Source organism: Corynebacterium sp. HMSC08F01 (genome assembly GCF_001807545.1).
GTDB lineage: Bacteria > Actinomycetota > Actinomycetes > Mycobacteriales > Mycobacteriaceae > Corynebacterium > Corynebacterium coyleae.
This window is the reverse complement of sequence record NZ_KV789291.1, coordinates 38,139-63,352: the sequence shown is the minus strand read 5'-3', so window position 1 is coordinate 63,352 and position 25,214 is coordinate 38,139. Positions and strand designations below refer to the sequence as shown.

The following is a 25,214-nucleotide window of genomic DNA, read 5'->3' as shown; positions in this document are numbered from 1 at the left end:
CAAGCAAAAAGGTCATACCCATAGTGTACGGCTAGCATGTTGGGCATGGCCGCTTCGACCTCTCCATTGAAACATCGCCGCCCAGGTGCTCATCCCGCCGCGAAGGGGAAAGAGACTCCGATCGGGCGTAAGCGCAGGGCACGCCGTATTAACCGCACGTTGGCAGCAGCGTATCCGGACGCGCACGCGGAGTTGGACTTTACTAACCCGTTGGAGTTGCTCGTTGCTACTGCGCTGTCCGCACAGACCACGGACGTACGGGTGAACATGGTCACCCCGGCGCTGTTTGCCAAGTACCCCACGGCCGCCGACTACGCGGAGGCCAACCAGGCAGAGGTGGAGGAGATTATCCGCTCGACCGGGTTTTACCGCTCCAAGGCGGCGAACCTGATCGCGATGGGGCAAAAGCTGGTTACCGACTTTGGCGGCGAGGTGCCCGAAAAGCTCGAGGACCTGGTCACGCTGCCGGGCGTGGGGCGTAAGACGGCGCATGTGGTGCGCGGCAACGCGTTCGGCTACCCGGGGCTGACGGTGGACACTCACTTCCAGCGCCTGGTCAAGCGCATGATGCTTACCGAGGAGACGGATCCGGTGAAAATCGAACACGCCATCGCGGAACTGATCGAGCGCCGCGAGTGGACCATGTTCTCCCACCGCATCATCTTCCACGGCCGCCGCGTCTGCAACGCCCGCAAACCGGCCTGCGGCGCCTGCCCGATCGCGTTCGACTGCCCCTCCTTCGGCGTCGGCCCAACCGACCCGGAAGAAGCCGCCGAACTGGTCACCGGGCCCGAGCGCAACCACATTTTGAGGATGGTGGGCCTGTGAAGCGCACAATCTGGGTCAGCGTCGCCGCGATCGTTGCGGTGACGCTTCTGGTCATTGCGGGTGCCAGGGCGTTGCTTGTCGACGACGCCACGCCCCCGGCTGGCGACGGTGTCGTCGAGAAGCAATCTGCCCCGGTGACAGGACGCCCGGACTGCCCGGAAGGTGCGATCGGAGGTGTGGATCTGGCGTGCCTTGGCGGCGAGGCCATCGGCGCGCAGCAGGAGATCACCGTGGCCAACGTGTGGGCGTGGTGGTGCGAACCGTGCCGGGCGGAGTTGCCCGTGGTGGAGGAGTTCGCCCGCGCACACCCCGAGTACACCGTGGTGGGCGTGCACGCGGACCGCGATGGGGCGCGCGGCGCGGCGTTGTTGGAGAACCTCGGCGTGGACCTGCCGAGCTTCGAGGACGACTCCAACGTGTTCGCCGGCACGCTCGGCCTGCCGCCGGTGGTGCCGCTGACCGTCGTGTTCCGCGGCGAGGAGCAGTTGGGCGTGTTTGCCAAGGAGTTCACCTCGGCCGAGGAGCTGGCCGAGGCCGTGCGCGGGGTGCTGTGATGGTTGCGGTGCGGCCGGAACGGGCACCGGTGTGGCTGCGGGGGCTCGTGGATAAGCTGCGCGCTGGCGAGGGCGATGCGCGGGTCAAAGCGATGCTGGGCCCGCGCGTGCCGCAAACGCCGGGGGAGGACCAGGCGGCGGTGCTCATCGTGTTTGCTGGCGACCCGGAGGCGGAGGAACTGCCGGAGGACGCCCGGGTGCTGATCACGCACCGCACCCCGTCTATGCGCCGCCACTCCGGTCAGATGGCGTTTCCGGGCGGGCACATCGACGCCACAGATACAGGCCCGGTGGCGGCGGCGCTGCGCGAGGCGTACGAGGAGACGGGGCTGGCCCCTGAGCGGGTTGTGCCGCTGGCGGTGATGGGGCAGGTGAAAACCGGTGGCAGCCGCAGACTGGTGCGCCCCGTGGTGGCGTACGCACCCGACCCGGGTGAGGTGTACCCGGCAAGCGAGCTCGAAACCGACGACGTGTTCTTCGTTCCCATCCGGGACTTGGTGGATCCGGCCAACCGCGCGAAGCTCGGCTGGAAGCACTGGACCGGTCCGACGTTTTGGGCCCGCGACTATCTCATCTGGGGTTTTACCGGAATCCTGCTGGCGGTCGTGCTGGAATTAGCTGGCTGGGTGCGCGCCTGGGACGAGCGTCCGGGCGATCTTTACGAGGCGCTGGCCCGATCCCGCAACCGCGAGCTGTAACATTTGCGGAATGCACCTGGTCGTTGACGTTCTGCTTGGGCTTGCCGTCGTCGCTGCGTTTGTCAGCGGCTGGCGCCAAGGTGCGTTTTCGGCTGTGATCTCCGCAATCGGCATCATCGCGGGCCTCGTGGTGGGGCTGGCGGTGGCGCCATTGCTTCTCGACGTCACCGAGTCCCAACCCATCCGCATCACGCTGCTGCTGTCGGTGGTGGTGCTCTTCGTCGGCCTGGGCAACCTGCTCGGCGTGACCCTCGGGGGCAACTTACGGGCGCGGGTACGCAGCCGCCTGACGCGTTTCGTGGATTCGGTGGTGGGCGCACTGTTCCAATCGGTCGCACTGGCGCTGGTGGTGTGGTTTATCTCAATCCCGCTGGCCTCAGCCATACCGGGTGAGTTGGGCGACGGGATCCGCAACTCGCACATCCTGGCCAAAATCCACGACACCGCTCCGGAGAGCGCCGGGAAACTGCCCGCGAAATTCGCAGCGCTTCTCGACGAGTCCGGCCTGCCCCCGCTCGTTTCCCCCTTCCAATCCCCGCACGGCGCCCAGGTGGACGCACCCGATAACGCGGCGCTTCGCCCCGAAGTTGTGGAGGCGGCCCGCCCGAGCGTGGTCCACGTCATGGGCGATGCGGAGAGTTGCCGCCGCCGGCTCATGGGCTCCGGCTTCGTGTTTGAGGATGGCTACGTGCTCACCAACGCGCACGTCGTCGCCGGCACCGAGCGTGTCTCCCTGGACACCGTCGTCGGCGTGAAGCCGGCGGATGTGGTGCTCTACGACCCGGATACCGACATTGCGGTCCTCCACGCCCAGGGCTTGGGTCTGCCGCCGCTGCGTTGGGCTGCACGCGAGCTGCAGCGTGGCGACGACGCCGTGGTCATGGGCTACCCCAAATCCGGTCCCTTCGAGGCCGCACCGGCGCGAATCCGCAGCCAACTGACCATCGCAGGCCCGGACATTTACACCACCGGCCGTGTGGAGCGCGAGGCCTACACCATCCGCGGCGACATCCGCCAGGGCAACTCCGGTGGCCCGCTGCTCACCCCGGCAGGGGAGGTCGCCGGCATGATCTTCGGCGCGTCCCTGGATGCCTCAGAAACGGGTTACGCGCTGACTGCACACCAGGTGCAGCAGCGCGTAGGGGATGTGACCAGGCTGAACGGTGTCGTCGATACGCAAGCCTGCGTCAGCGGTTAGCGGCTGGTGTAGAGCCCAGCCTCGTTCTTGGTCAGGTTCTTCTGAGCCTCGCCTGGCTTCAGGTTCTTCAACTCGTTGACCGAGCTGATGGTGCGCTCCGGAGCCTTGATCTTCTTGACCTTCTTCAGGCCAACCAGCGCGAGCAGACCAGCCAGGGCGATCATGATGAGGAAGACGATCAGGAATGCCCAGCCACGGTGCATCCAGGATGCGAGCATCTCCGCAAACGCGAAGAAGAGGAAGAACGAGGAGTACAGCGCAATCACGCCGGCGACGCCGAACAGGCCACCGCCAACGGCGCCCTTCTTCACCTCGCCCATGACCTCAGCCTTGGCCAGCTCGATCTCGCCGCGGACCAGGGTGGACACCTGCTCCGACGCGTTGGAGATCAAGGTGCCGATGGACTGCTGGCCCGGCACCGTCACATCAGTATCGCGCAGCGGAATCGAATCCACCTTGGCGGTTACGGCGCTCGAGCCGCTGGTGTACAGACCTTCGTTGCTCACTGTTTACTCACCTTCCTGGGTGGCTTATTACATGAGGCACCCTGGGACGGTGCCTGGAATTCTCTCAACGATGTTAGCGATACATCACAGTGTTTGCCTGAATCGGGGTGAAAGATAGCGTCACGCGCTGTGGCGCTTGTCGCCGGACTTGCCGGAGACCGCACGCGCGATGAGCACCCCAGCCACCGCCAACGCCGTCACGCCGGCGATCACGCTCGCGCCGATGCCGACCTCGCGGGCGTTCGGCATCTGGATCAGCGGCTCCGGGTCTTTAAAGGTCCGCACCTGCCAATCGTGTGACAGTGCGTGCTTGCGAAGCGCCCGGTCCGGGTTCACCGCCACCGGGTTGCCCACCAGTTCCAGCATTGGAATGTCCGTGGCGGAATCGGAGTAGGCGTAGCTGCGCTCCAGGTCGTAGTCGTGGTCGGCGACAAACTGGCGCACAGCCTCCGCCTTCGCCCCGCCCTTGAGGTAACGGGTGATCTCGCCGGTGAGCTTGCCGTCCTTCTCCGCGAGTTCGGTAGCCACGACCGTGTCTACGCCGAGTTCGCGCGCGATCGGCTCAACCAGAATTGATGCGGAGGCGGAGATGATGATGACGTCGTGGCCTTGGGCGCGGTGGTCGTCGATAAGTTCGCGCGCTTCGGCGTAAATCGCGGGCGTGACCACGGTGCGCATCGTTTCTTGGGTGATGCGCTGGACGTCCTCGATCGACCAGCCTTCGATGAGTTGGGCGAGCGAATCGCGCGTGGCGTCCATTTTTTCGCTGGAGTGGCCGACGAGCATGTACTGCGCTTTGGTTAGGTAGAGGTCCCACGCCTCTTGTCGCGTGATCATTCCGTTGTTGCGGAATTCTTTGCCGAAGGCGAAGGCGGAAGACGTCGCAATGATCGTCTTGTCCAGGTCGAAAAACGCCGCCACCGGCCGTGTGGGAGACATGCTTTAGCAGTCTAGCCCCACTTTGCTGGTGGGGCAGTGTAGGCCCGCTGTGAAAGAAGTGAACATTTGGGGCGAATTGTCCACAGGCTTTTTGTTGAAGTGTCACTTAGATTGCGGGTTGTCCACAGGGTGGTTGCCACATTTGCGCTGGTGAAAAACACTATTGGCATGACACGCACACACCCACACACCGGCCCGATCGTGGTCGCGGTCGCCGACCTCGCCACCCACTCCGAGGCCGTCCACCTCGCCGCCGCGACCGGCCGCCAAGTCATCGACACCGCCGATGCGGCCGAGCTCGCCCGCCACGCGCCCAAAGCATTCGCCGTGCTTATCGACGACACCCGCGCCCCCGACCTTTCCCCACCCCACGGAGCGAACGTCTTCCGCGTCGGTGGGGAGCTGGTCGATTCAGCCGAGCGGGTCTTCGTCCTGCCCGCCGAGGCCGCGGACCTGCTGCGCGCGATCGGAACCCTTGCCGTGCAACCCGCAGTCGTAGGCGCGCGCGGGAAGGTGATCACCATCGTCGGCGCATCCGGTGGGGCAGGGGCGTCCACCCTGGCGGCGGCGCTGTGCCGGGTGGCGGCGCGGGGTGATTCGGCAACGCTGCTCGACGGGCACTGGCTCTCCGGCGGGCTCGACCTGCTGCTTGGCATCGAGCACGTCCCCGGCGCGCGGTGGGGTGAGATCGACTTCGGCGAGGGTACCGTGGCGCGCACCGACGTGCTCCGCGCGCTGCCTGCCACCGCCGACGACATCGCGGTGCTGACCTTTCCGCGCCAGCGGGTGGCGGATCCGTTCCGGCTGGAGGCGGCGGCGTTGGAGCACGTCGCCGGTGCCGTCGGTGGGGCTGGGGTGACGGTGGTGGATGCGCCCGCCGCGCTGATTCCCGGCCGCAGCGACCTGGTCGTCGTGGTGGTCGTGCCCGAGGTGCGCTCAGTTGCCGCCGCGACCCGTATCGTCGCCGAGTGCGCCGCCGCCGGTCTGCCGTGTGTGTTGGTTGTGCGCGATAGCGCCTGGGCCGCGCTGACCGACGAGGAGATCGCGCACACCACCGGCGCCACCGTACTCACCCACCTGCCACACGTGCGCGGGCTGACTCGCACGGTGGAAAAGTCCGGCCTGCCCGCGCGTGTGCCCCGTTCGCTAGCCGCCTGCGCCAACGCGGTGCTCGAGGAGGTGGCCTAAATGACCGACCGCGACCTCATCGCCCGCGTCAAACGCCGCCTCGCCGACGAACCCACCACCCCGGAGCCTGCCCGCATCGCAGCCCTCATCCGCGAAGAAGCCGTGGTGATCAGCGACATCGGCGTGCTGGCTGTGATGCGCACACTTCGCGACGACACCACCGGCACCGGACCCCTCGAAGCACTGCTTGCCGACGACACCGTCACCGACATTTGCGTCAACGGCCCCAACTGCGTCTACGTCGACTCGGGCGCGGGCCTGGAACGCTCCGCGGTGCGCTTCGAATCCGAAGCCGCCGTGCGCCGGCTCGCCTCCCGCCTGGCCGCCAGTTGCGGGCGCCGCCTCGACGACGCGCAACCGTTTTGCGACGGCCACATCACCCGCGACGACGGCACCCTCCTGCGCTTCCACGCCGTGCTCGCCCCAACCGCCCAGGCCGGCACCTGCATCTCCCTGCGCGTACTACACACCGCCTCGGCCACCCTCGACGACCTGGTAGCGCGCGGAGCGCTGGGTGGGGAGGTTGCGGAGGTGCTGCGTGGGGTCGTCGCAAAGCGAAAGGCGTTTGTGGTTGTCGGCGGCACCGGCTCCGGCAAAACCACGCTGCTGTCCGCCCTGCTCGCGGAGGTCGACCCGGCCGAGCGCATCGTCGCCATCGAAGACACCCTGGAACTCACCCCCGACCATCCGCACGTGGTCAACCTGACCACCCGCGGCGCGAACTCCGAGGGCGCCGGCGAGATCACCATCGCGGACCTGGTGCGTCAGTCGCTGCGCATGCGACCCGACCGCGTCGTGGTGGGCGAGATCCGCGGCGCCGAAGTCGTCGACCTGCTCGCAGCACTGAACACCGGCCACGACGGCGGCGCCGGCACCCTGCACGCCAACTCGATCGCGGAGGTCCCCGCCCGCTTCGAAGCGCTTGCCGCACTCGGCGGGCTGGATCGCGCCGGGCTGCACGCCCAACTCGCCGCAGCTATCGACGTGGTCATCGTGGTCAAACGCCACCCCGACGGCACACGCCGCCTCCACCAGATCGGCGTGCTCGAAGGCCAACCCGTGCGCGCCAAGGTGGTGTGGGACGCCGACGCCGGCCGCGCCGACGGTTACGAGGAGCTCCTGTCATGACCACGCTGTTGCTTCTCGCCGGCGCCGCTGCCTGCCCGCCGCCTGCCCCGAGTGCTCGCATCGCGCCACGCTCGTTGGCTGTTCCACCTCGCGTTGCCATCCCGCTGGGCATCGGTGCCGTGGTGCTCGCCGCCTTAGCGTTTGACCGGGCCAGCCTGGTCATCGCGCTAGCGATGGGTGCGGCGACGGTGGTGTGGGTCGCAGATACCCAACGGCGCGCCCGGGCCGCCTCCAAGCGCACGGAAGCGGTCGCCACCTTCCTCGGCCACCTTGGCACCAACGTCGAAGCCGGCGCGCCACTGCACGCCGCGTTAGAGCGCGCCGCCGAACACGCACCGCGCGAGATCGCCCGCGACGTCGCACACCTCATCCACCACGTCAGCACTGGCACACCGCTTGCCGCCGAGACGGACGAGTTCGCCCGCATCGCCCCGCTGTTCGCACTGTCGGCCAGCAGAGGAGTGCCGCTGTCGCGTCTGGTCGCCGCCGCGCGCGACGACATCGACCACACCCGACGCCATCGCGCCGCCACCAACGCCGCACTCGCCGGACCTAAAACCACCGCGGTTGTGCTCGCCCTGCTGCCGTTCGCCGGCCTGCTCATGGGCGCGGCGATGGGCGCGAACCCGATCGCGCTGCTCACCGGGGGAGGCCTCGGCGGAGCGCTGCTCACTGTCGGCACCGCGCTGGTGTGCGCCGGTGTGATCGTTTCCCAGCACATCATCCAAGGAGCCACCACATGATCGCCGCAGCCCTGCTCATCGCCACCGCGCTCGCCGTCAGCCCCGCGCAGCCCGCCCGGCGCGTCACCCGCCAGGTGCCGCCCACGCCAAAGACCCCGCGCGACGGACCCGACTACGCGCTGCCGGACCGCTGTGCCGCCGACATCACCCTGTTCGCCGCCTGCTTCGAGGCCGGCCTGCCGGTCAGTGCCGCAGCCGCCGCGGTTGCCGAAACTCACGACGGCGACCGCAGCCCGTGGCACACCGTCGCAGCGCTGCTCGCGCTCGGGGTCGAACCGGAGCGCGCCTGGTCGGAACTCCACACCATTCCCGGCGGGGAGGACCTGGCCAGTCTCGTCGCTATGACGCACGCGTCCGGCGCGGCGCTGGCGCAAGGGTGCGAACGTATCGCCTCAAACCTGCGTGCCGACGCCGCCGACCATGCCAAAGCCAAAGCGGAACGCGCCGGCGTACTCATCGCCATCCCGCTCACCGCATTTTTCCTCCCGGCGTTTTTCGTCCTCGGGCTCGCGCCTGTGGTGATCAGCCTCGGGAGCAACCTCATCAACTTCTGAAAGGAACAATCATGACCCGCATTTCCACCTTCTTCATCCAGCGTTTGCGTAACGACGCCGGAATGTCAACCATCGAATATGCTTTCGGTTCGTTGGCGGCAGCTGCCCTTGCCGGGGTGCTGTATCTCGTGGTCAACGGCGACGGGGTCGTTTCCGCGATTGAGAACGTGATCACCAGCGCCCTGACCAACACCCCGGGCTAATGACCACGATTGAAACGGCGCTTTCGCTGGCCACGCTCGTGGTGGTCACGGCTGCGATCGTGGGCGGCATTGCCACGATGTCCGCCTACATCGCCGCCGTGGACATTGCCGGTGCCGCCGCCCGGGCGCACGCGATGGGCGTGGATTACACCCCGCCGCGCGGCGAGGTGAGCATGCACGAGTCCGCAGGCCTGGCCACCGTTACCGCCGCCGTACCCGCCCCGATTGGCACCATGCGCGCCACCGCGGTCTTTCCGGTGGAGTTCTAATGCGCCGATTGCTTATCGACGACACCGGCTCCGCCACCGTCACCACCACAGGCATCATCACCGCAGTGGTCTCACTAGCCCTTGCGGTGGTGGTCACCGGGGCCCGCACCGCCGACGCGCACCGGGCCCGCGTGGCCGCAGACCTGTCCGCCGTCGCCGCCGCCACCGCGCTCTACCGGGGTGCTGATGCCTGCACCTGGGGCAACGCCACCGCCAACCACAACGGCGCTGAGGTCACCTCGTGCGAGTTCGTCGAAGGCGACGTCATCGTGGCCGTGCGGCTGCGCCACGCCGAAGCGACCGCCCGCGCCGGGCCGTAATGGCTAGCCGGTCAGCCAGTCATGCTCACCAGCGCGCCGAGCAACTTCAGTGCGGCGTGCTTATCCAGTGGCTGGTTGCCGTTGCCGCACTTCGGCGATTGCACGCAGGACGGGCAGCCGTCCTTACAGCCGCAGGACCGCACCGTTTCGTAGGTCGCGGCGATCCACTCGTGGAAGCGGGCAAAGCCCTCGTCGGCAAAGCCCGCGCCGCCCGGGTGGCCGTCGTAGACAAACACCGTGGGCAGCATGGTGTCCTGGTGCAACGCCGTGGACACGCCGCCGATGTCCCACCGATCGCACGTGGCCAAAAGGGGCAGCAGGCCGATCGCGGCATGCTCCGCGGCGTGCAGCGCGCCGGGGATCTCGCCAGCCGTAATACCCAGTTTGTCCAGCACCAGCGGGTCGATCGTGTACGCCACCGCGCGGGTGACCAGGCGCTGTTCGGGCAGGTCGAGGGGGATGTGTTCGGAGACGGTGCCGTCGGCAAGCCGCACTACGTAGCCGGTGACGCGGTCGATGACCTCCACGTCCACACTGGCCACCCACAGCCCCGGCGACGGGTTCACCAGATCTGTCGGCTCGCCAAGGATCGTGATGTCGGTCGTGGAGCGCGCCTGCGTGGAGTAATCCGGCCGCTCCGGCGCGACCAGCGCCACGTAATCGTCCAGGTCTAGCGACTGCACCACAAAGTATTCGCCCTGGTGGATGTACACCGCGCCGTCGTGCACCTGGCTCATCGCACGCCCCGCGTCCACGGTGCCCAACAGCCGCCCGTCGGTCACGTCGACGATCATGACTTCCTCACCCGCGCCTCCACGAATGCTTACCGACGAATGCGCCGTCTCCGGCGTGACCTCCCCCTCCAACTGGGGCACCGCAAACCACCCCTGCGGACGGCGGCGCAGCAACCCCTCGGCGGTCAGATCGTTGACAACGTCGGTGGCGTTGAAGGCGGCGACGTCGTCGTCGCTAAGCGGACGCTCCACCGCTGCGCAGTACATGTGCCCGCGCAGGATGTAGGGGTTGGCCGGGTTGAACACGCTGTTTTCTACCGGCCGGCCCAACAGTGCTTCGGGGTGGTGAACCAGGTAAGTATCCATCGGCTCGTCGCGCGCCACCATCACCACCACGGAGCCCTGGCCGCGCCGGCCTGCGCGCCCGGCCTGCTGGCGAAACGACGCAACCGTGCCCGGAAACCCCGCCATGACCACCGCGTCCAGGCCCCCGACGTCGATGCCAAGCTCAAGCGCGTTCGTCGTGGCCACGCCAAGCAGATCGCCGTTATCCAGACGCTGCTCGAGGGCGCGGCGATCCTCCGCGAGGTAGCCGGCGCGGTAGGAGGCGACGCGTTCGGCGAAATCGGCCCGGCCCGCCACCACCAGATCCTCCTGGGCCCGCATGGCCACCGTCTCCGCCGCGCGGCGCGAGCGCACAAACGTCAACGTGCGCGCACCCTGCAACAGCAGCGTGGACATTATCGACGCCGCCTCCGTCGTCGCCGGGTACCGCACCGGCGCGCCGTTTTCGCCCTCGGCGCCCTCGATGAACCCCGGCTCCCACAACGCGATGGTGCGCTCGCCGGTGGGCGCCGCATCTTCCGTCACCGCAACAACCTCGCGCCCGCACAGCCGCGACGCCTGGCCCGCAGGATCCGCCGCGGTCGCCGAGGCGAAAATCAGCGTCGGCTCAGACCCGTACGCCCTCGCGATCCGCAGCAACCTGCGCAGCACCAACGACACATTCGCCCCGAACACACCCCGGTAGATGTGGCACTCGTCCACCACTACGAACTTCAAATGGCGCAGCAGCCTCGCCCAACGCTCGTGCGCACCCAAAAGACCCGCGTGCAGCATGTCCGGGTTCGTAAACACGTAGCGGGTGTGCTCCCGGATACCCGTCCGCGACTCCTGCGGCGTATCCCCGTCATACGGCGCCGGGTGTACCGACGACAGCGCCGCATTCCCCCGCGTCATGGCAAGCGTTGCCTGCAACTGGTCCGAACCCAACGCCTTCGTCGGCGTCAGATACATCGCGCACGCCTTCGGATCCGCCGCCAACGCGGAAAGCACCGGCAACTGATACCCCAACGACTTTCCCGACGACGTCCCCGTCGCCACCACCACATCCCGGCCCGCCCACGCCAACTCCGCGCACTGGGTTTGGTGGGCGTAGGGGAGGGTGACGGCGTCGTCGATAAGCATCTGCTTCAACCCCGGCTCCACCCACTCGGGCCACTGTCCAAACACCGCGAGACGAGCCGGCTCATGCTCCACATGCGTCACCGTCGCAGCAGGGAAACGCTGCGCAAGCACCGAAACGAGCTCATCGCCAAAACCAGAAACCATGATGGTGAGCCACTTTAGCCGGGCCAAAGCAGTGCCCCCGACAACAAATCGTGGCAGACTGGGCAACGGTCACAGATTTTGTGTGCGCCTCATCAGGTGCTCGCGAGGATTGTGCACGCGGGCACCAGGACCAAACAGGCCCTGGTGGACGACAAAAACATGCAACATTTTGAAAGGTTTCACCATGGCAACCGGAACTGTTAAATGGTTCAACGCCGAAAAGGGCTTCGGCTTCATCGCACCCGACGACGGCTCCGCCGACGTCTTCGTCCACTACTCCGAAATTCAGGGTTCCGGCTTCCGCACCCTCGAAGAAAACCAGCAGGTCGAGTTCGAGGTCGGTGAAGGCGCCAAGGGCCCACAGGCCCAGCAGGTTCGCGCCCTCTAAAACAGCGCGAACAAACCCCCGGACGGTACACCCGCCCGGGGGAAATTTTTACGCCTACACCGCGCTAATTCCGCGGCGAATATCAGAACGCTCGAAGATCTGGTTCTGCAGCTTCTGAATCACAAACCCCACAAGGGAACCCAACACCACACCCAGCACCATGCCCAGAAGCGGGTACTGCTGCAGGAGCGTGCCACCCAAATACCCCATGCCGACACTCAGGCAGGCCCACAGGATCACGCCGATGGTGTCGAAAAAGAAGAACTTAAACCAGTTGTAACGCACCGACCCCAGCACAATCGTGGCCACCCAACGCGCCCACGGGAGGAAACGCGCAACAATAATCATCGCGCCCGCACCCCGGTTCATGTTGGCCCGCACCCACGTAATCGCCTGGCCAGCCTTCGAATCCGGATCCAACCTATCCACCCGGTGAATCAACTTCGCGCCGAGGGCGAAACAAATATTGTCGCCGATAATCGCACCGATAATCGCCGCGATGATCACACCCCACACGTTCGGCACACCACGCGACGCGGAAAACGCACCAGCCAGATTCAACACGGTTTCAGACGGCACCACCGGCGCCAACGCATCCGAAACGATCAGCAACACGACGAGTGGGTAAAAGATCGGCAACCCCATCAACGTATGCAAAAACTCAATGAGTGAATCGACCACGCTGCGTCCTCCTTTCCACCCCAACAACTCCGCGCCAGGGCACCAACGCAGTGTAATGCCAGGGGCGAGAAAATCCCCCGTCCGTATAACCATGTGCTAGTTGTCTGATAAGAATGAGGAAGTTTTACCGCTCATACGCTTAGTGGGAATCGAGGAAAGGTCAGCGTGACTGCAAACGGCAAGACTCTCGTGATCGTGGAGTCCGCGACAAAGGCGAAGAAGATACAGAAGTATCTCGGCGACGATTACATCGTGGAAGCATCGGTGGGCCACATCCGTGACCTGCCGGGCCGCGCCGCCGACATCCCCGCGAAGTACAAAAACGAGCCGTGGGCAAAACTCGGCGTCAACCCGGAGAAGGGCTTCGACCCGATCTACGTCGTGTCCGCTGACAAGAAAAAGAAGGTCACCGACCTGCGCGCCAAGCTCAAGCAGGCCGACAAACTCCTGCTGGCAACAGACCCGGACCGCGAAGGCGAAGCGATCGCCTGGCACCTGCTTGAAACGCTCAAGCCGAAGGTGCCGGTAGAGCGCATGGTGTTCAACGAGATCACCGAATCCGCCATCCGCGAAGCCGCCGAAAACACGCGCGAACTCGACATGGATCTTGTCGACGCCCAAGAGACCCGCCGCATCCTCGACCGCCTCTACGGCTACGAAGTTTCCCCCGTGCTGTGGAAGAAAGTCATGCCGCGACTGTCCGCCGGCCGCGTCCAATCCGTGGCCACCCGCGTCATCGTCGAGCGCGAACGCGAGCGCATGGCGTTCATCGCCGCCGAATACTGGGACTTGGTTGCTTCGCTCGCCCACTCCTCCGAAGAATTTGACGCCAAGCTCGTCTCCCTCGACGGCAAGCGCATCGCCCAGGGCCGCGACTTCAATGACCGGGGAGAGTTGGTGTCGGATGCGGTGGTCGTCGATAAGCAAAAAGCGCATTCGCTTGTCGACGACCTCGGCACCGCACCGATGCACGTCACCGCAGTGGAAGAAAAGCCCTACTCGCGCAAACCCTACGCGCCGTTCATGACCTCGACGCTGCAGCAAGAAGCCGGCCGCAAACTCCACTTCACCTCCGCGCGCACCATGCGCATCGCGCAACGACTGTACGAAAACGGCCACATCACCTACATGCGTACAGACTCCACCTCCCTGTCCAAGCAGGGCCTCGACGCCGCACGCGCCGCAGCACGCGAGCTCTACGGCGCCGACTACGTCTCCGCCAAGCCGCGCGTCTACGACCGCAAGGTGAAAAACTCCCAGGAAGCCCACGAGGCGATCCGCCCCGCCGGCGAACGCTTCGCCACCCCCGGGCAGCTGGCGGGCGCGCTGGACGCCGAAGAGTTCAAGCTCTACGAACTGATCTGGCAGCGCACCGTCGCCTCCCAAATGGAAGACGCACGCGGCAACTCCACCAAGATCACCATCGCCGCCGACGCTGCCGGTGAGGCTTGCGAGTTCACCGCAACCGGCCTCACCGTCACCTTCCCCGGCTGGCTGCGCGCCTACTCCGACCGCCAGTCCAACGAAACCCGCCTGCCGCAACTGGCCAAGGGCGACGAACTGGCCACCAAGTCCGTCACCGCGGACGGCCACACCACCAACCCGCCTGCGCGCTACAACGAAGCGTCGCTGGTGAAGAAGATGGAAGAACTCGGCATCGGCCGCCCGTCCACCTACGCGTCGATCATTAAGACGATCCAGGACCGCGGCTACGTCGTCGTCCGCGGCAACGCACTCGTGCCGTCCTGGGTGGCGTTCTCCGTCGTCGGGCTGTTGGAAAACAACTTCGACGCACTCGTGGACTACGACTTCACCTCCTCCATGGAGGACGAACTCGACGAAATCGCCCACGGCAACCAAGACCGCACCAAGTGGCTCACCGGCTTCTACTTTGGCGACGCCGACGCCCGCGAGTCCATGGCGCAAGCCCTCGCACGCCGCGGCGGGCTGAAGCACATGATCGAGAACAACCTCGAATCCATCGACGCGCGCGCCGCGAACTCGCTGAAACTTTTCGACGACGCCGAAGGCCGACCCGTCGTCGTCCGCGTCGGCCGCTACGGCCCCTACATCGAGCGCGTCGTTGGCGAGAAGGACGGCGAGCCCGAATACCAGCGCGCCAACCTGCCCGAATCCGCAACCCCGGACGAAATCACACTCGAGATGGCCGAGAAGCTCTTCGCCACCCCGCAGTCCGGCCGCGAACTGGGGGAGAACCCCGCCAATGGGCGTGTGGTCGTCGCAAAGGAAGGGCGCTTCGGCCCATATGTCACCGAGCTTGTGCGTGACGACGAACGCACCACCGCCGAAGCCCACGCCGAAGAAATCATCGCCGCTGAGCGCGCCGAAGAGGACAAACAGCGCGCCGAAGAAGGCAAACGCGCCAAGAACTGGGAAACCAAAACCGCCGCCGCGCAGAAGGAAAAGCGCATGGCGCAGTTGGTCGACGAGCAGCTGAAGCCCGCCACCGCCTCCCTCTTCGCGTCGATGGAACCAGCAACGGTCACGCTCGAGGAAGCACTGAAACTGCTGTCGCTGCCGCGCGAAGTCGGCGTCGACCCCGCCGACGGCGAAGTCATCACCGCCCAAAACGGCCGCTACGGCCCATACCTGAAGAAGGGCACCGACTCGCGCTCGCTCGCGTCCGAGGACCAGATCTTCTCCATCACCTTGGAAGAAGCCCGCCGCATCTACGCCGAACCGAAACGCCGCGGCCGCGCCGCCGCCAAGCCACCGCTGAAGATGCTTGGCGACAACGACGTCTCCGGCAAACCCATGACCGTCAAAGACGGCCGCTTCGGCCCATACGTCACCGACGGCGAAACCAACGCGTCCCTCCAACGCGGCGACACCCCCGAGACGATGACGGACCAGCGCGCCAACGAACTGCTCTCCGCGCGCCGCGCCCGCGAAGCCGAAGACGGCGGCAAGAAAGCCACCAAGAAAAAGGCGACAAAGAAGAAGGCAACCAAGCGCGTGACCAAGCCGAAGCAGACCACAAAACGCGTGGTCAAAGCTCGCAAGCGCTAGGGATTGCACAATATAGTGGACAATTCCTTTACAAGGGTTGTGCTGTGCGCTTAGCGTGCATGGCATGACATTTAGTGAGATTCTCGAGGCCCTGGCGCACGCCGACATCAGCGTGCTCGCCGACTTCGACGAATCCGCGCCCGCCTTCGCCGCCCTCGACCCCGCCCTGAAACGCAAGTGGGCGCAGGCGCACGCCACCTACTTCGGCGCGACGAAGTTCACCCGCAAGCAGGCCGACGCGCGCCGCTTGGCCGCCGGGATGCCGCTCGACCAGATCTGCCTGCTTGAGCGCAAACTTGCCGCCGTCGCCGACCTTGCCGAGCGCTGGCGCCTCCGCCTCGAACTGTTGCGCTTCCGGGGCTCCTACAAAGCGCTGTCGCGGCGTATCGACGACACCATCACCACCCCGAAACCCACCCCCAAGAAGCAGTGCCGCTTCTCCAAATCACGCTCTGGGATGCGCAACATGTCGCTGACCTACTCCGAGCGTGACATCGCCGATTTGGAGCACCTGCTGCGTTCGCTCATCGACCCGTCGCTGCCCGCCGCCGAGCAAATGGCCGACGCGCTTGTGAGCCTGCTGCGCGGCGGCGGCGCTGGGGGTGCTGATGGTGTCGGCGGGGTTGGCGCCGGCGCTGGGATTGCTGGTGTCGGTATGCCCTACGCCGCCCCGCGCCCCATCATCCTGGTGCCGCTGCCGGAGTGGACCCGCATCCAGTCCGGCCACGGCGACGAAGTGGAGCTCATCCTTACCGACGGCACCACCATGACCGGCGCCGAATTCCTCGCCCGCGAGTTCGGCGCCGACCTGGAGGTTGCCGCGTTCCACCCTGCAGAGGGGGCGGTGAACCTCTACCGGGCGAAGCGCTTTGCTAACGACAAGCAGCGCACGTTGGCGTCGATGATGTCGCCGACCTGCCCGGTACCCGGCTGCCGTCACGGAGCCGATCACTGCGAAATCCACCACATCACCGCCTGGCGGCACGGCGGGGAAACCAACCTGGCCAACCTCGTGCCCCTGTGCAGTTACCACAACGGCACCAATGACGACGACCCGTGGATCGTCAGACGAGGCCGAATATGCATCCGCGACGGCATCCCAGTGTGGGTGTCACCCAACGGATACGAAGTGCCGAACGACACCCCCGGAGCCATGCAGCTCCTGTTCGGAAACAACTGACCGGGCGCGATTGAGCGCGCCCGCAGGCCTGAGTTCTGCCGCGCTGCGCTGGGCCGGGGCTGCTGCCGTGCTGGGTCCTATGAGCGGTCCGCCATTGTGGAGCGCACCGGGCGCGCCAACTGCGTCATCTTGTTGCGCCCGCGCAACTCCACCGACTTCATCAGCGTCCAGCGCTGCTGCTCAACCTCGTTCGCCGCGCGCAGGGTTGCGGCGTTGGTCAGCACCATGCCCGGGGTGTCCTTCGCCAGGTCGGTGAGGCGGGCGGCGCCGTTGACGGCGTCACCGATCACGGTGTACTCGAAACGGTCCTTGCCGCCGATGTGGCCAGCGACCACGTGGCCCGAGGCGACACCGATGCCAGCCTTCAGTTCGAAGCCTTCCAAGCCGCGCTGGATTTCACGGGCGGCTTGGAGGGCGTGCGAGGCGGCGTCGTGAAGCGAAACTGGCGCTCCGAACACCGCAAGCGCCGCATCGCCCTGGAACTTATTAATCACGCCCTTGTTGCGGTGCACCACCTCAACGACAACCTCGAAGAACTCGTTGAGTGCCTCCACGACCTCCTCGGGGGTGTGCTGGACGGTGTAGGTGGTGGAGCCGACGACGTCGATAAACAGCACCGCGACCCTGCGTTCCTCGCCGCCGAGCTGCGGGCGCTCCTCAAGCGCCTTCTGCGCGACCTCAGCACCGACGTACTTGGCAAACACGTCGCGAACACGCTGGCGGTCCTGCAGACCCCGCATCATCTCGTTAAAGCCAGCTTGGAGGACGCCGATCTCGGAGCCGTCGTAAATGTCCACCTGCGTGTCGCCCTCACCGCGGCGCACACGGTTGATGGCGACCTGCAGCTCCTTAATCGGATCGACGACGATCACCGTCGCAAACGACGTCCCCACAAACCCCGTGAAAATACCTGCTGCGATCAGCGCCACGATCGCCGCCGTCATCTCACCCGGGGTGTCCCGGAAGTAGCCGACGCGCTGCGCCACAGCCAGCAGCAGCACCCCGACCATCGGCACGGCGGAGGTGGTGAACCACGTCAGCATCAACCGAGACGCAATCGGCGGCTGGAGCGTCGAATCCTCGAACCGCCGCGCCAGCGCCGACGCCGCAATCGGACGCACGAGACGCTCCGCCTGCAGATACGTGAGCACCGACACCACAAAACACGTCAGGATGGTGGTGGCGAGGACGACGATGCCCAGGGGGACGTCGACAAGCAACGTGCGCACCGTGACAATCGCAATGCCCAACCCCCACACCGCAACAACGATGATCGTCTGCAACACCGGCAAACGCATCACCAAATGCCGCACCATGTTCGGGTCATGATCATCCGGGCGCCGCTGCCACTCCAACACAGGCCGGAACAGGAAAAACGTGACGATCACACCGAGCGCAACAGCAATCGCCGCATACAACACCCCGATAAACCCAAGCTGGCCGTTGAGACCTAACTCGTTGACGGCATCCATCGGGATGAGGAAGCGCACGAACAACATGCAGCCCACGGCGCCGAGCAGGTTGGTGCCCAGCACCGTCGCGGCATAGAGAGGCCACGACGTGCCCCAAAGCCACTGCAGCTCGCGCCAGATACGTTCCATGGTCTATCACCTTAGCGCGCGGGTACTCTGGTCACCTGTGACTACCCGCAGCGTTAGTGAGCGTTTGGCTGGCACCCCGGCGGTGCGCGACATCATCTTGTTGGCGGCTGCCACGGCGAGGGGGCAGGGGGATGCGTATGCGATGACGCATGCGTGGCTGTTTACGGGCCCTCCGGGTTCGGGGCGGTCGAATGCGGCGTTGGCGTTTGCGGCGGCGTTGATGTGTGAGAACCCGGATGAGATTGGGTGTGGGCGGTGTAAGGGGTGCCGTGATGCGTTGGCGGGGTCGCATACGGATTTGGTGCATGTGGTGCCGCATACGTCGACGATCAAGGTGGATTTTGTGCGTGATGAGATCGTCGCAAAGGCAGCTCGCTTACCGACGGTCGCCCCCTGGCGCGTTGTCATCATCGAAAACGCGGACCGCCTGGCCACGTCGATCACCACCGCGCCGGCTGACGCGCTGTTGAAGACGGTGGAGGAACCGCCGGAGCGCACCGTGATCATCATGTGTGCGCCGTCGACGGATCCGCAGGACTTTTCACAGACGCTGCGTTCGCGCTGCCGGCATGTGTATGTGCCGTCGCCGTCGGAGGATGAGTTGGTGCGCATTCTCGTCGAAGAGGAGGGGGCGTCGGAGCATGATGCGCGCCTGGCGGCGGTGTCGTCGCTACGCCATATTGGCCGGGCGCGGTTGTTGGTGCGTTCGGAGGCGATTCAGCAGCGTCGCGCGATGGCGATCAACTTGGCCGAGTTGGTGTTTCACGGCCCGCAGGCGTTTCAGGCGGTGGGGTCGTTGCTGAAGGCGGCGGAGAAGGAGGCCATCGAGGCGCATAAAGCTGACGACGAAGCCGAGCGGGCCAAGCTCGAAAACGCCCTCGGCATGGGCGCGAAGGGGAAGGGGGCGGCGAAGGCGCTGCGGTCGGTGGCGTCGTCGGTGCGTCAGTTGGAAGAGGAGCAGAAGCGTCGTGGCACGCGCCGCAAGCGCGACATGCTGGACCTCGTGTTGGTGGACCTGGCGGGGGTGTACCGGGATGCGATGGTGGTGCAGTCGGGCGCCGATGTTGGTCTGACGCACCCGGACTTTGAGGGGCTCGCGCGTGAGATTGCCGGCCAGGTGTCGGCGGAGGGGCTCGTGGAGTGCCTCGAGGCGATCGGGCAGTGCCGCGAGCGCCTGGACCAGAACGTGACTCCGGCGGTGGCGTTCAACGGCATGATTGGCCGCATAAGGCTCGCGTGCAACGTGTCTTAACCTGCGGGTTTCGCGGGTCGCGTCCGCTAGGTTAAGCTGTCTTCCCGGTGCAGCATTGCTGCCCGGCCACCTTAGCTCAGTCGGCAGAGCATCTCACTCGTAATGAGAAGGTCGCGAGTTCGATTCTCGCAGGTGGCTCACCCAAAAGCCCAGGTAAAACGGTGTTTTACCTGGGTTTTCTTTTCGTTTCCCGCGCGCCGGGTTGTCGCTTAACCCACATTGCACAGCTCGGGATACAAAGGGTCTGGCCCTAGGTGCACAAAGACCCCGCACTAGGCGGGGTCTCCGGCAATGTGGAGTTGCACACGACGTGCAATCTCTACGCTTCGAACAGTAATGGAAAGCCATTGGTTGGCACAAGAGGGGCGAGCCTGGGTGGCTCAATTTTTTTGCCCTAAACCGGGCAGGAAGCGCGGCACGACTTTGCCGACGGCGTTGCGCGGCAGCTTGTCGACGAAGTGCACGTCCCGGGGGATCGAGTGATCGGCCAAGCGCGAGCGCACCCAGTCGCGGACGGCTTCCTCGGTGATTTCGGCGGTTTTGACGACCCAGACGGCGATGCGTTTGAAGGTGTCGTCGTCGTCGACGCCGTGGGCGTAGACCTCGCCGATGCCGGGCATGTCTTCGAGGACTTCCACCACGGATTGGGGGTGGACGTTTTCGCCGCCGACGATGATCATGTCGTCGCTACGCGATTGCACGTGGAGGTAGCCGTCGGCGTCGATGTAGCCGAGGTCGCCCATTTCGATGAGCCCGTCGATTTCGACGGTGGGGGTGTTCGGGTTGGTGTAGCCGCGCAGGGCGGTTTCGTTGTGGAGGAAGATGCGGCCGGTTTGGCCGGTGGGGGCTTCGCGGCCGTTGTCGTCGTAAATTTTGAGAACGGTGCCTGGCGCAATTTTGCCGACGGTGGTGGGGTCTGCCTGCATTTGTTCGGGGGAGGCGGCGGCGGCGAGGGCGAGTTCGGTGGAGCCGTAGATGTTGGCCAGGATGGGGCCGAAGCGTTCGGTGGTGTGGCGCAGTAGCGACGGGGTGACGGCGTTGCCGGCGGTGGCGAGGTAGCGCAGCGACGAGGTGTCGTAGTTTTCGTCGAGGTCCAGCATGTGTTTGAAGAAGATCGGCGAGGAGATGAGGCCGTCGCAGCGGAATGCTTCGATTTGGCGGAAGCAGTTTTCCGGGTCGAATTCGCGTTGCGTCACGATGGTGGAGCGGGTCGCCAGCGCGACTTGCAGGGCAGACCAGCCCCAGGTGTGGAAGATGGAGGCGGTGAGTTGGATGGTGTCGCCGGCGCGCCAGGGGATGGCTTCGAGGTATCCGGCGACCACGAATGGCAGGCGTGGTTCGGGGCGCACGATGCCTTTGGGGATGCCGGTGGTGCCGGAGCTCATCAGGACGAGGTTGCCGTGTTTGGGCCAGAGGGGCAGTCGCTTATCGACGACCCCTTTCACCACCACGTCCTCATACGCGCGCACCACGGGTATGTGGGGGATGTCGTTGGGGATGCGGTCGGCGAACTCGTCGTCGATAAAGAGGATGTTGATGTCGTTTTCGGCGATGATGCCGCGCAGTTGCTCGGTGGAGGAGCCGATGTTGAGAAGGAAGATGTGGCCTCCGGTGTAGCCCTTGGCGCCGAGGGGGAGCACGATGCCGCGGCCGTTGCGGGCCATGACGCCGATGCGCAGTTCGTCGAGGCCGCGCTGTTCCTTCTGCGCAAGCAGCCATTTGGCGACGGTGCGGGAGTCTTGGCGCAGTTGGCGGTAGGTCAGCGCCCCGGTGTCGTCGATAAGTGCGAGGCGCTCGGGGACTGCTGCTGCGCCTTGTTCGATTTCGCGGGCGGTGGTGAACCAGTAGCGTGCGAGGTTCGGGATGAGCGCGAGTGCTGCGCGGGGGCCGCCTTCGGCGCTGATGATGCCGGCGCGTGTAACGGCGGGCACGAATCGCGCGAAAGACTTCAGTAAGAACAGCGGACGATGGGTGGGACGCATGAGGATAATGTAGCCTACCGATACGTAAGTGTCTCGCGTGAAAGGATTTTCGTGTCTGTTTTCCGACGTTTCGCAGCCGCCTTTGTGGCCGCTGCCGCCCTCGTCGCCCCACTGACCCCGGCCGCCCACGCGCAGGAGCGCAACATGGTCATCTTCGGCGACTCCGTTATTTCCGACCCCAACATGGGCCAGTGGGCCGCCGGCAAACTCGGCCTCGACCCGCGCGGGCGCTCCGACAACGGCAGCTGGTGCCCGACCTCCGCCACGAACTGGGGCAAGCGCTCCGCCGCTAAACTTGGCCTGCCTGCGCGTGACTACTCCTGCACCGGCGTGGTCACCATTTCGAAGGGGCCGGGCTTCTTTCAGCAGGTTGACCGCGCCATCGCCGACCGCGGCCTGTCGCCAGCAACCGCACGCGTGATCATCTCCGTCGGCTTCAACGACACGTACAACAACAATTCACGCCCCGACGCCGACATCCGTCGCGACTTCACCCGCTACATGGTTCCGCAGATCAACCGTATCCGCGCCGCCGCCCCGAACGCGCGCATCCAGATCGTCGGCTACCCGAAGGTCACCGCCGGCGACCGCGTGTGCCTGTTCCACATCGCCCCGAACGCCTCCGATTGGACCCGCTTCCAGGAGGTTCAGCGCTGGGAGAACCTTGCCCAGTGGATGCAGGTCGACGCCGCCCGCGCCGCCCGCGTCGAATTCCTGGACCTGAAACCGTCCACGATGAACAACAACATGTGTGCCCCGGATAACCAGCGCATGTGGGCTGGACTTGTCGATTTCTACGGCGGCCCGGGTAACCTGCCGATCCACGTGAACCAGCGTGGCCACGAGCACGTGGCAAATATCATCGCCCGCTCCTAGTCTGGGAGGGCATGACACAGACTGTTCAAGGAGTAATCGCCCGCGAAAAGGGCGCGCCCGTCGAGGTTGTGGACATTGTGATCCCCGACCCCGGCCCAAACGATGTTGTGGTCAAGGTTCAGGCCACCGGTGTGTGCCACACGGACCTTGCCTACCGCGACGGTGATATTGCAGACGAGTTCCCGTTCCTGCTCGGCCACGAAACGGCTGGCGTCGTGGAGACGGTCGGCGAAGATGTCACCCACGTCGAGCCCGGCGATTTCGTCGTGCTGAACTGGCGTGCAGTCTGCGGCGAGTGCCGCGCCTGCCGCAAGGGGGACACGAAGAATTGTTTCAACACCCACAACGCGTCCCAGCGCATGACGCTTGTCGACGACACCCCGCTCACCCCAGCCTTAGGCATCGGCTCCTTCGCCGAAAAGACCCTCGTGCACGAGAAGCAGTGCACCAAGGTGGATCCGGAAGCCGACCCGGCCGCGGCGGGCCTGCTCGGCTGCGGCATCATGGCCGGCCTGGGCGCCGCCGTGAACACCGGTGAGGTGCAGCGCGGCGAGTCCGTCGTCGTGTTCGGCCTCGGCGGCGTAGGTCTTGCGGCCGTGGCGGGTGCTGCGCTGGCGGGGGCGTCGACGGTGGTTGCGGTGGACGTCGATAAGCGAAAGTGCGATGCCGCGACCGAGAAGTTCGGCGCAACCCACGCCATCTGCTCCAAGGACATGAGCGAAGACGACGTCATCGAGGCCGTGCGCGAACTCACCGGCGGCTTCGGCGCCGACGTCGCCATCGACGCCGTAGGCATCCAGCCCACCTGGCGCCAGGCGTTCTACTCGCGCGACCTCGCCGGCCGCATGGTCATGGTCGGCGTGCCCAACCAGACCGACCACGTGGACATCCCCGCGATCGACCTGTACGCCCGAGGCGGCTCCATCAAGCCGGCCTGGTACGGCGACTGCCTGCCGGAGCGCGACTTCCCCACATACGTTGAGCTGTACAAGCAGGGACGGTTCCCGCTCGGCGAGTTCGTCTCCGAACGCATTGGTGTGGGCGACATCGAAGAATCGTTTGAAAAGATGAAGCGCGGCGACGTGCTGCGAAGCGTAGTGGAGTTCTAAATGCGTATCGACAACGTAGTCACATCCGGCCTGTTCAAACTCGACGGCGGCGAATGGGAGGTGGACAACAACGTCTGGATCGTCGGCGACGACTCCGAGGTCTACATCATCGACGCCGCCCACAACGCCCAAGCCATCGCCGACGCCGTGGGCAACCGACGCGTCAAGGGCATCCTGGCCACCCACGGCCACTCCGACCACATCGACGCCGCCCCCGAACTGTCCCGCCTCGTGAACGCCCCGGTGTACCTGCACCCCACCGACGGCTTCCTCTGGCAGCGCGAAAACCCCGGCGCGCACTACCGCCAGCTGCTGGACGGCGCCACCTTCGACATCGCCGGCACCGAACTACGCGTCATGTCCACCCCCGGCCACTCGCCGGGCTCCGTGGTCATCTACGCCGAGGAAGCCGGCGAACTCTTCTCCGGCGACACCCTCTTCCAGGGCGGGCCGGGCGCGACGGGACGATCCTTCTCGTCGTTTGACACCATCATCCACTCCCTGCAGAAGTCCGTCCTGGACCTGCCGCCGGAGACGGTCGTGCGCACCGGCCACGGCGACCACACCACGATTGGCGACGAAGCCCCGCACCTCGAGGAGTGGATCCGCCGCGGGTTCTAATCGCGTTCGGGCGCCTCGGCGTTCTGCAGCGCTACCGCTCGGGCGAGGCGCGCGTAGCGCAGTTCCTGTTCGCGGAAGCGGGTCCAGGTGGAGATCGTCGTAAAGAAAAATGCGATGACCAGCAGGTAAAGCATGAGGTCCGTGCCGCGGTCCACGCCGAGCCAGTTGGCCAGCACGGTCACATCGTCGGGGCGAACGATCGCCCACACGGCGGCGAGGATCATCAGCACGAAGCCCAACTTCACCCACGCCTTCGCGTTCGCCTTGCGGCGGTTAGCGAAGAAGAACCACGCCAGCGCCACAATGGCCAGCAGTAACAACGCCTGAATCATGGCAGCCTCCTTGCCACGAGCCCATCCGCGAGGATGTTCACCCCGTTGATCAACGATTGCCCCTTGGACATGGAGTATTCGGTGTAGAGAATATCCACCGGCTCTTCGTCGACGCGCCAGCCGAACTTCTCGATCATGGTGACGATCTCCGAGGCGTGCGACATCCCGTTCATGCGGATGTTCATCTCGTCGGCGACCTTCTTGTTAAACGCGCGCAGCCCGTTGTGCGCATCCGACAGGCCGAGTTTGCGGGTGCGCGGCGACAGCATCACCACCGTTTTCAGCACGACGCGCTTAATCCACGGCACCTGCGAGTTGTCTTGGCCCGCAAACCGCGTACCGACGACAATATCCAGCGGCTCCGTCCGCAACCGCTCAACCATGCGCGCCACGTCCTTGACCTGGTGCTGGCCGTCGGCGTCGAAGGTGACAAAGTACTTCGCGCCGGGCTGCGCACGGGCGTACTCCACGCCGGTCTGGATCGCTGCACCTTGGCCGAGGTTCACCGGGTGGTTGACCAGGTGGGCGCCGGCGGCGCGGATTTGTTCGGCGGAGTTGTCGTGGGATCCGTCGTTGACGGCGACGATGTTGGGGAAGGTTTCGCGGGCGTGGCTGAGCACGTCGAAAATGACCGTGCCCTCGTTGTAACAAGGCACGATCAGCCAAGTGTCTGAAAATCCGGTCATGTC

Annotated in this window: 26 protein-coding genes and 1 tRNA gene; 19 read left to right on the top strand and 8 right to left on the bottom strand. The window is 65.6% G+C overall.

Features of this window, described 5'->3' with window-relative positions:
- The first annotated feature begins 36 nt into the window (after positions 1-36).
- From nth to HMPREF3171_RS03700, 4 genes are read left to right on the top strand one after another with little or no spacing between them, the layout of a single operon-like run.
- Positions 37-828 carry an endonuclease III gene (nth, locus tag HMPREF3171_RS03715; RefSeq protein WP_083291946.1) on the top strand — a complete coding sequence of 264 codons (792 nt, stop codon included), beginning with the start codon at positions 37-39 and terminating at the stop codon, positions 826-828.
- A complete protein-coding gene (locus tag HMPREF3171_RS03710; protein ID WP_070483013.1) occupies positions 825-1,382 on the top strand; it encodes a TlpA family protein disulfide reductase in 558 nt (185 codons plus the stop codon). Before nth ends, HMPREF3171_RS03710 begins: the two co-directional genes overlap by 4 nt.
- Positions 1,382-2,080 carry an NUDIX hydrolase gene (locus tag HMPREF3171_RS03705; RefSeq protein ID WP_083291945.1) on the top strand — a complete coding sequence of 233 codons (699 nt, stop codon included), beginning with the start codon at positions 1,382-1,384 and terminating at the stop codon, positions 2,078-2,080. The genes HMPREF3171_RS03710 and HMPREF3171_RS03705 overlap by 1 nt, the downstream gene beginning before the upstream one ends.
- Positions 2,081-2,090: 10 nt before the next feature.
- Entirely contained in the window at positions 2,091-3,278 is a 1,188-nt protein-coding gene (locus HMPREF3171_RS03700; protein ID WP_070483010.1) for a MarP family serine protease, read from the top strand.
- On the opposite strand, the gene HMPREF3171_RS03695 is transcribed toward HMPREF3171_RS03700, so the two are convergent.
- Positions 3,275-3,784: a phage holin family protein gene (locus tag HMPREF3171_RS03695; protein ID WP_070483007.1), complete on the bottom strand. Its 510-nt coding sequence runs from the start codon at positions 3,782-3,784 to the stop codon at positions 3,275-3,277. The genes HMPREF3171_RS03700 and HMPREF3171_RS03695 overlap by 4 nt on opposite strands.
- A 120-nt stretch (positions 3,785-3,904) precedes the next feature.
- Positions 3,905-4,723 (bottom strand): HAD family hydrolase, encoded by an 819-nt coding sequence (locus HMPREF3171_RS03690; protein WP_070483004.1) that lies wholly within the window; start codon positions 4,721-4,723, stop codon positions 3,905-3,907.
- 168 nt (positions 4,724-4,891) lie between these two features.
- Between HMPREF3171_RS03690 and ssd the strand changes: the two genes are divergently transcribed.
- Genes ssd through HMPREF3171_RS03655 form a run of 7 tightly spaced genes read left to right on the top strand, consistent with a single transcriptional unit; the run spans position 4,892 to position 9,128 of the window.
- Complete coding sequence (gene ssd / locus HMPREF3171_RS03685) at positions 4,892-5,911, top strand: septum site-determining protein Ssd (protein WP_070483047.1); 1,020 nt, start codon at positions 4,892-4,894, stop codon at positions 5,909-5,911.
- Positions 5,912-7,039, top strand: a complete 1,128-nt coding sequence (locus HMPREF3171_RS03680) for a TadA family conjugal transfer-associated ATPase (RefSeq protein ID WP_070483000.1) — start codon at positions 5,912-5,914, stop codon at positions 7,037-7,039. It begins immediately after the preceding gene.
- Complete coding sequence (locus HMPREF3171_RS03675) at positions 7,036-7,782, top strand: type II secretion system F family protein (RefSeq protein WP_083291944.1); 747 nt, start codon at positions 7,036-7,038, stop codon at positions 7,780-7,782. Before HMPREF3171_RS03680 ends, HMPREF3171_RS03675 begins: the two co-directional genes overlap by 4 nt.
- Positions 7,779-8,336, top strand: coding sequence for a type II secretion system F family protein (locus HMPREF3171_RS03670; RefSeq protein WP_070482997.1), 558 nt, complete (start codon positions 7,779-7,781; stop codon positions 8,334-8,336). The genes HMPREF3171_RS03675 and HMPREF3171_RS03670 overlap by 4 nt, the downstream gene beginning before the upstream one ends.
- Positions 8,337-8,347: 11 nt before the next feature.
- Positions 8,348-8,539, top strand: a complete 192-nt coding sequence (locus tag HMPREF3171_RS03665; protein WP_070421541.1) for a DUF4244 domain-containing protein — start codon at positions 8,348-8,350, stop codon at positions 8,537-8,539.
- The gene (locus tag HMPREF3171_RS03660; protein WP_070452979.1) at positions 8,539-8,808 is read left to right on the top strand and encodes a hypothetical protein; all 270 of its coding nucleotides are present in this window, start codon (positions 8,539-8,541) and stop codon (positions 8,806-8,808) included. The genes HMPREF3171_RS03665 and HMPREF3171_RS03660 overlap by 1 nt, the downstream gene beginning before the upstream one ends.
- Complete coding sequence (locus HMPREF3171_RS03655) at positions 8,808-9,128, top strand: Rv3654c family TadE-like protein (protein ID WP_070421539.1); 321 nt, start codon at positions 8,808-8,810, stop codon at positions 9,126-9,128. Before HMPREF3171_RS03660 ends, HMPREF3171_RS03655 begins: the two co-directional genes overlap by 1 nt.
- Before the next feature lie 11 nt (positions 9,129-9,139).
- On the opposite strand, the gene HMPREF3171_RS03650 is transcribed toward HMPREF3171_RS03655, so the two are convergent.
- Positions 9,140-11,473, bottom strand: coding sequence for a DEAD/DEAH box helicase (locus HMPREF3171_RS03650; protein ID WP_070482995.1), 2,334 nt, complete (start codon positions 11,471-11,473; stop codon positions 9,140-9,142).
- Between the two features lie 184 nt (positions 11,474-11,657).
- Here HMPREF3171_RS03650 and HMPREF3171_RS03645 point away from each other — a divergent pair, with 184 nt between their 5' ends.
- On the top strand, positions 11,658-11,861 hold the full coding sequence (locus HMPREF3171_RS03645; protein WP_070421537.1) for a cold-shock protein: 204 nt from the start codon (positions 11,658-11,660) through the stop codon (positions 11,859-11,861).
- Positions 11,862-11,915: 54 nt separating this feature from the next.
- Here HMPREF3171_RS03645 and HMPREF3171_RS03640 read toward each other — a convergent pair whose 3' ends face one another.
- Entirely contained in the window at positions 11,916-12,542 is a 627-nt protein-coding gene (locus HMPREF3171_RS03640) for a DedA family protein (RefSeq protein ID WP_070421536.1), read from the bottom strand.
- A 165-nt stretch (positions 12,543-12,707) separates the two neighbouring features.
- Between HMPREF3171_RS03640 and topA the strand changes: the two genes are divergently transcribed.
- Complete coding sequence (gene topA, locus HMPREF3171_RS03635; protein ID WP_070482991.1) at positions 12,708-15,572, top strand: type I DNA topoisomerase; 2,865 nt, start codon at positions 12,708-12,710, stop codon at positions 15,570-15,572.
- Between the two features lie 64 nt (positions 15,573-15,636).
- On the top strand, positions 15,637-16,752 hold the full coding sequence (locus tag HMPREF3171_RS03630; RefSeq protein ID WP_070482989.1) for an HNH endonuclease signature motif containing protein: 1,116 nt from the start codon (positions 15,637-15,639) through the stop codon (positions 16,750-16,752).
- Between the two features lie 77 nt (positions 16,753-16,829).
- Here the strand turns inward: HMPREF3171_RS03630 and HMPREF3171_RS03625 are convergent, their stop codons facing one another.
- Positions 16,830-18,353 carry an adenylate/guanylate cyclase domain-containing protein gene (locus HMPREF3171_RS03625; RefSeq protein ID WP_070452965.1) on the bottom strand — a complete coding sequence of 508 codons (1,524 nt, stop codon included), beginning with the start codon at positions 18,351-18,353 and terminating at the stop codon, positions 16,830-16,832.
- A 37-nt stretch (positions 18,354-18,390) separates the two neighbouring features.
- Between HMPREF3171_RS03625 and HMPREF3171_RS03620 the strand changes: the two genes are divergently transcribed.
- Both HMPREF3171_RS03620 and HMPREF3171_RS03615 read left to right on the top strand, forming a co-directional pair.
- On the top strand, positions 18,391-19,605 hold the full coding sequence (locus HMPREF3171_RS03620) for a DNA polymerase III subunit delta' (RefSeq protein WP_246815313.1): 1,215 nt from the start codon (positions 18,391-18,393) through the stop codon (positions 19,603-19,605).
- Between the two features lie 65 nt (positions 19,606-19,670).
- A tRNA-Thr gene (locus tag HMPREF3171_RS03615) sits at positions 19,671-19,743 on the top strand.
- A gap of 242 nt (positions 19,744-19,985) precedes the next feature.
- Here HMPREF3171_RS03615 and HMPREF3171_RS03610 read toward each other — a convergent pair.
- The gene (locus HMPREF3171_RS03610; RefSeq protein ID WP_070482986.1) at positions 19,986-21,587 is read right to left on the bottom strand and encodes an AMP-binding protein; all 1,602 of its coding nucleotides are present in this window, start codon (positions 21,585-21,587) and stop codon (positions 19,986-19,988) included.
- Between the two features lie 51 nt (positions 21,588-21,638).
- On the opposite strand from HMPREF3171_RS03610, the gene HMPREF3171_RS03605 reads away from it, so the two are divergent.
- From HMPREF3171_RS03605 to HMPREF3171_RS03595, 3 genes are read left to right on the top strand one after another with little or no spacing between them, the layout of a single operon-like run.
- Positions 21,639-22,463, top strand: coding sequence for a GDSL-type esterase/lipase family protein (locus HMPREF3171_RS03605; protein ID WP_070482983.1), 825 nt, complete (start codon positions 21,639-21,641; stop codon positions 22,461-22,463).
- A gap of 11 nt (positions 22,464-22,474) precedes the next feature.
- The gene (locus HMPREF3171_RS03600) at positions 22,475-23,572 is read left to right on the top strand and encodes an S-(hydroxymethyl)mycothiol dehydrogenase (protein ID WP_070482981.1); all 1,098 of its coding nucleotides are present in this window, start codon (positions 22,475-22,477) and stop codon (positions 23,570-23,572) included.
- Positions 23,573-24,193, top strand: coding sequence for an MBL fold metallo-hydrolase (locus HMPREF3171_RS03595; RefSeq protein WP_070482976.1), 621 nt, complete (start codon positions 23,573-23,575; stop codon positions 24,191-24,193). It begins immediately after the preceding gene.
- Here the strand turns inward: HMPREF3171_RS03595 and HMPREF3171_RS03590 are convergent.
- Complete coding sequence (locus HMPREF3171_RS03590; protein WP_070452944.1) at positions 24,190-24,525, bottom strand: DUF2304 domain-containing protein; 336 nt, start codon at positions 24,523-24,525, stop codon at positions 24,190-24,192. The genes HMPREF3171_RS03595 and HMPREF3171_RS03590 overlap by 4 nt on opposite strands.
- Positions 24,522-25,211: a glycosyltransferase family 2 protein gene (locus HMPREF3171_RS03585; RefSeq protein WP_070482973.1), complete on the bottom strand. Its 690-nt coding sequence runs from the start codon at positions 25,209-25,211 to the stop codon at positions 24,522-24,524. The genes HMPREF3171_RS03590 and HMPREF3171_RS03585 overlap by 4 nt, the downstream gene beginning before the upstream one ends.
- Positions 25,212-25,214 lie beyond the last annotated feature (3 nt).

Bases quoted from the DNA above. Each gene is read 5' to 3' on its own strand.
- nth (WP_083291946.1), top strand. From the start codon at position 37: ATGTTGGGCATGGCCGCTTCGACCTCTCCATTGAAACATCGCCGCCCA.
- HMPREF3171_RS03705 (WP_083291945.1), top strand. From the start codon at position 1,382: ATGGTTGCGGTGCGGCCGGAACGGGCACCGGTGTGGCTGCGGGGGCTC.
- HMPREF3171_RS03700 (WP_070483010.1), top strand. From the start codon at position 2,091: ATGCACCTGGTCGTTGACGTTCTGCTTGGGCTTGCCGTCGTCGCTGCG.
- HMPREF3171_RS03690 (WP_070483004.1), bottom strand. From the start codon at position 4,723: ATGTCTCCCACACGGCCGGTGGCGGCGTTTTTCGACCTGGACAAGACG.
- ssd (WP_070483047.1), top strand. From the start codon at position 4,892: ATGACACGCACACACCCACACACCGGCCCGATCGTGGTCGCGGTCGCC.
- HMPREF3171_RS03680 (WP_070483000.1), top strand. From the start codon at position 5,912: ATGACCGACCGCGACCTCATCGCCCGCGTCAAACGCCGCCTCGCCGAC.
- HMPREF3171_RS03675 (WP_083291944.1), top strand. From the start codon at position 7,036: ATGACCACGCTGTTGCTTCTCGCCGGCGCCGCTGCCTGCCCGCCGCCT.
- HMPREF3171_RS03670 (WP_070482997.1), top strand. From the start codon at position 7,779: ATGATCGCCGCAGCCCTGCTCATCGCCACCGCGCTCGCCGTCAGCCCC.
- HMPREF3171_RS03665 (WP_070421541.1), top strand. From the start codon at position 8,348: ATGACCCGCATTTCCACCTTCTTCATCCAGCGTTTGCGTAACGACGCC.
- HMPREF3171_RS03660 (WP_070452979.1), top strand. From the start codon at position 8,539: ATGACCACGATTGAAACGGCGCTTTCGCTGGCCACGCTCGTGGTGGTC.
- HMPREF3171_RS03655 (WP_070421539.1), top strand. From the start codon at position 8,808: ATGCGCCGATTGCTTATCGACGACACCGGCTCCGCCACCGTCACCACC.
- HMPREF3171_RS03650 (WP_070482995.1), bottom strand. From the start codon at position 11,473: ATGGTTTCTGGTTTTGGCGATGAGCTCGTTTCGGTGCTTGCGCAGCGT.
- HMPREF3171_RS03645 (WP_070421537.1), top strand. From the start codon at position 11,658: ATGGCAACCGGAACTGTTAAATGGTTCAACGCCGAAAAGGGCTTCGGC.
- HMPREF3171_RS03630 (WP_070482989.1), top strand. From the start codon at position 15,637: ATGACATTTAGTGAGATTCTCGAGGCCCTGGCGCACGCCGACATCAGC.
- HMPREF3171_RS03625 (WP_070452965.1), bottom strand. From the start codon at position 18,353: ATGGAACGTATCTGGCGCGAGCTGCAGTGGCTTTGGGGCACGTCGTGG.
- HMPREF3171_RS03610 (WP_070482986.1), bottom strand. From the start codon at position 21,587: ATGCGTCCCACCCATCGTCCGCTGTTCTTACTGAAGTCTTTCGCGCGA.
- HMPREF3171_RS03600 (WP_070482981.1), top strand. From the start codon at position 22,475: ATGACACAGACTGTTCAAGGAGTAATCGCCCGCGAAAAGGGCGCGCCC.
- HMPREF3171_RS03595 (WP_070482976.1), top strand. From the start codon at position 23,573: ATGCGTATCGACAACGTAGTCACATCCGGCCTGTTCAAACTCGACGGC.
- HMPREF3171_RS03590 (WP_070452944.1), bottom strand. From the start codon at position 24,525: ATGATTCAGGCGTTGTTACTGCTGGCCATTGTGGCGCTGGCGTGGTTC.
- HMPREF3171_RS03585 (WP_070482973.1), bottom strand. From the start codon at position 25,211: ATGACCGGATTTTCAGACACTTGGCTGATCGTGCCTTGTTACAACGAG.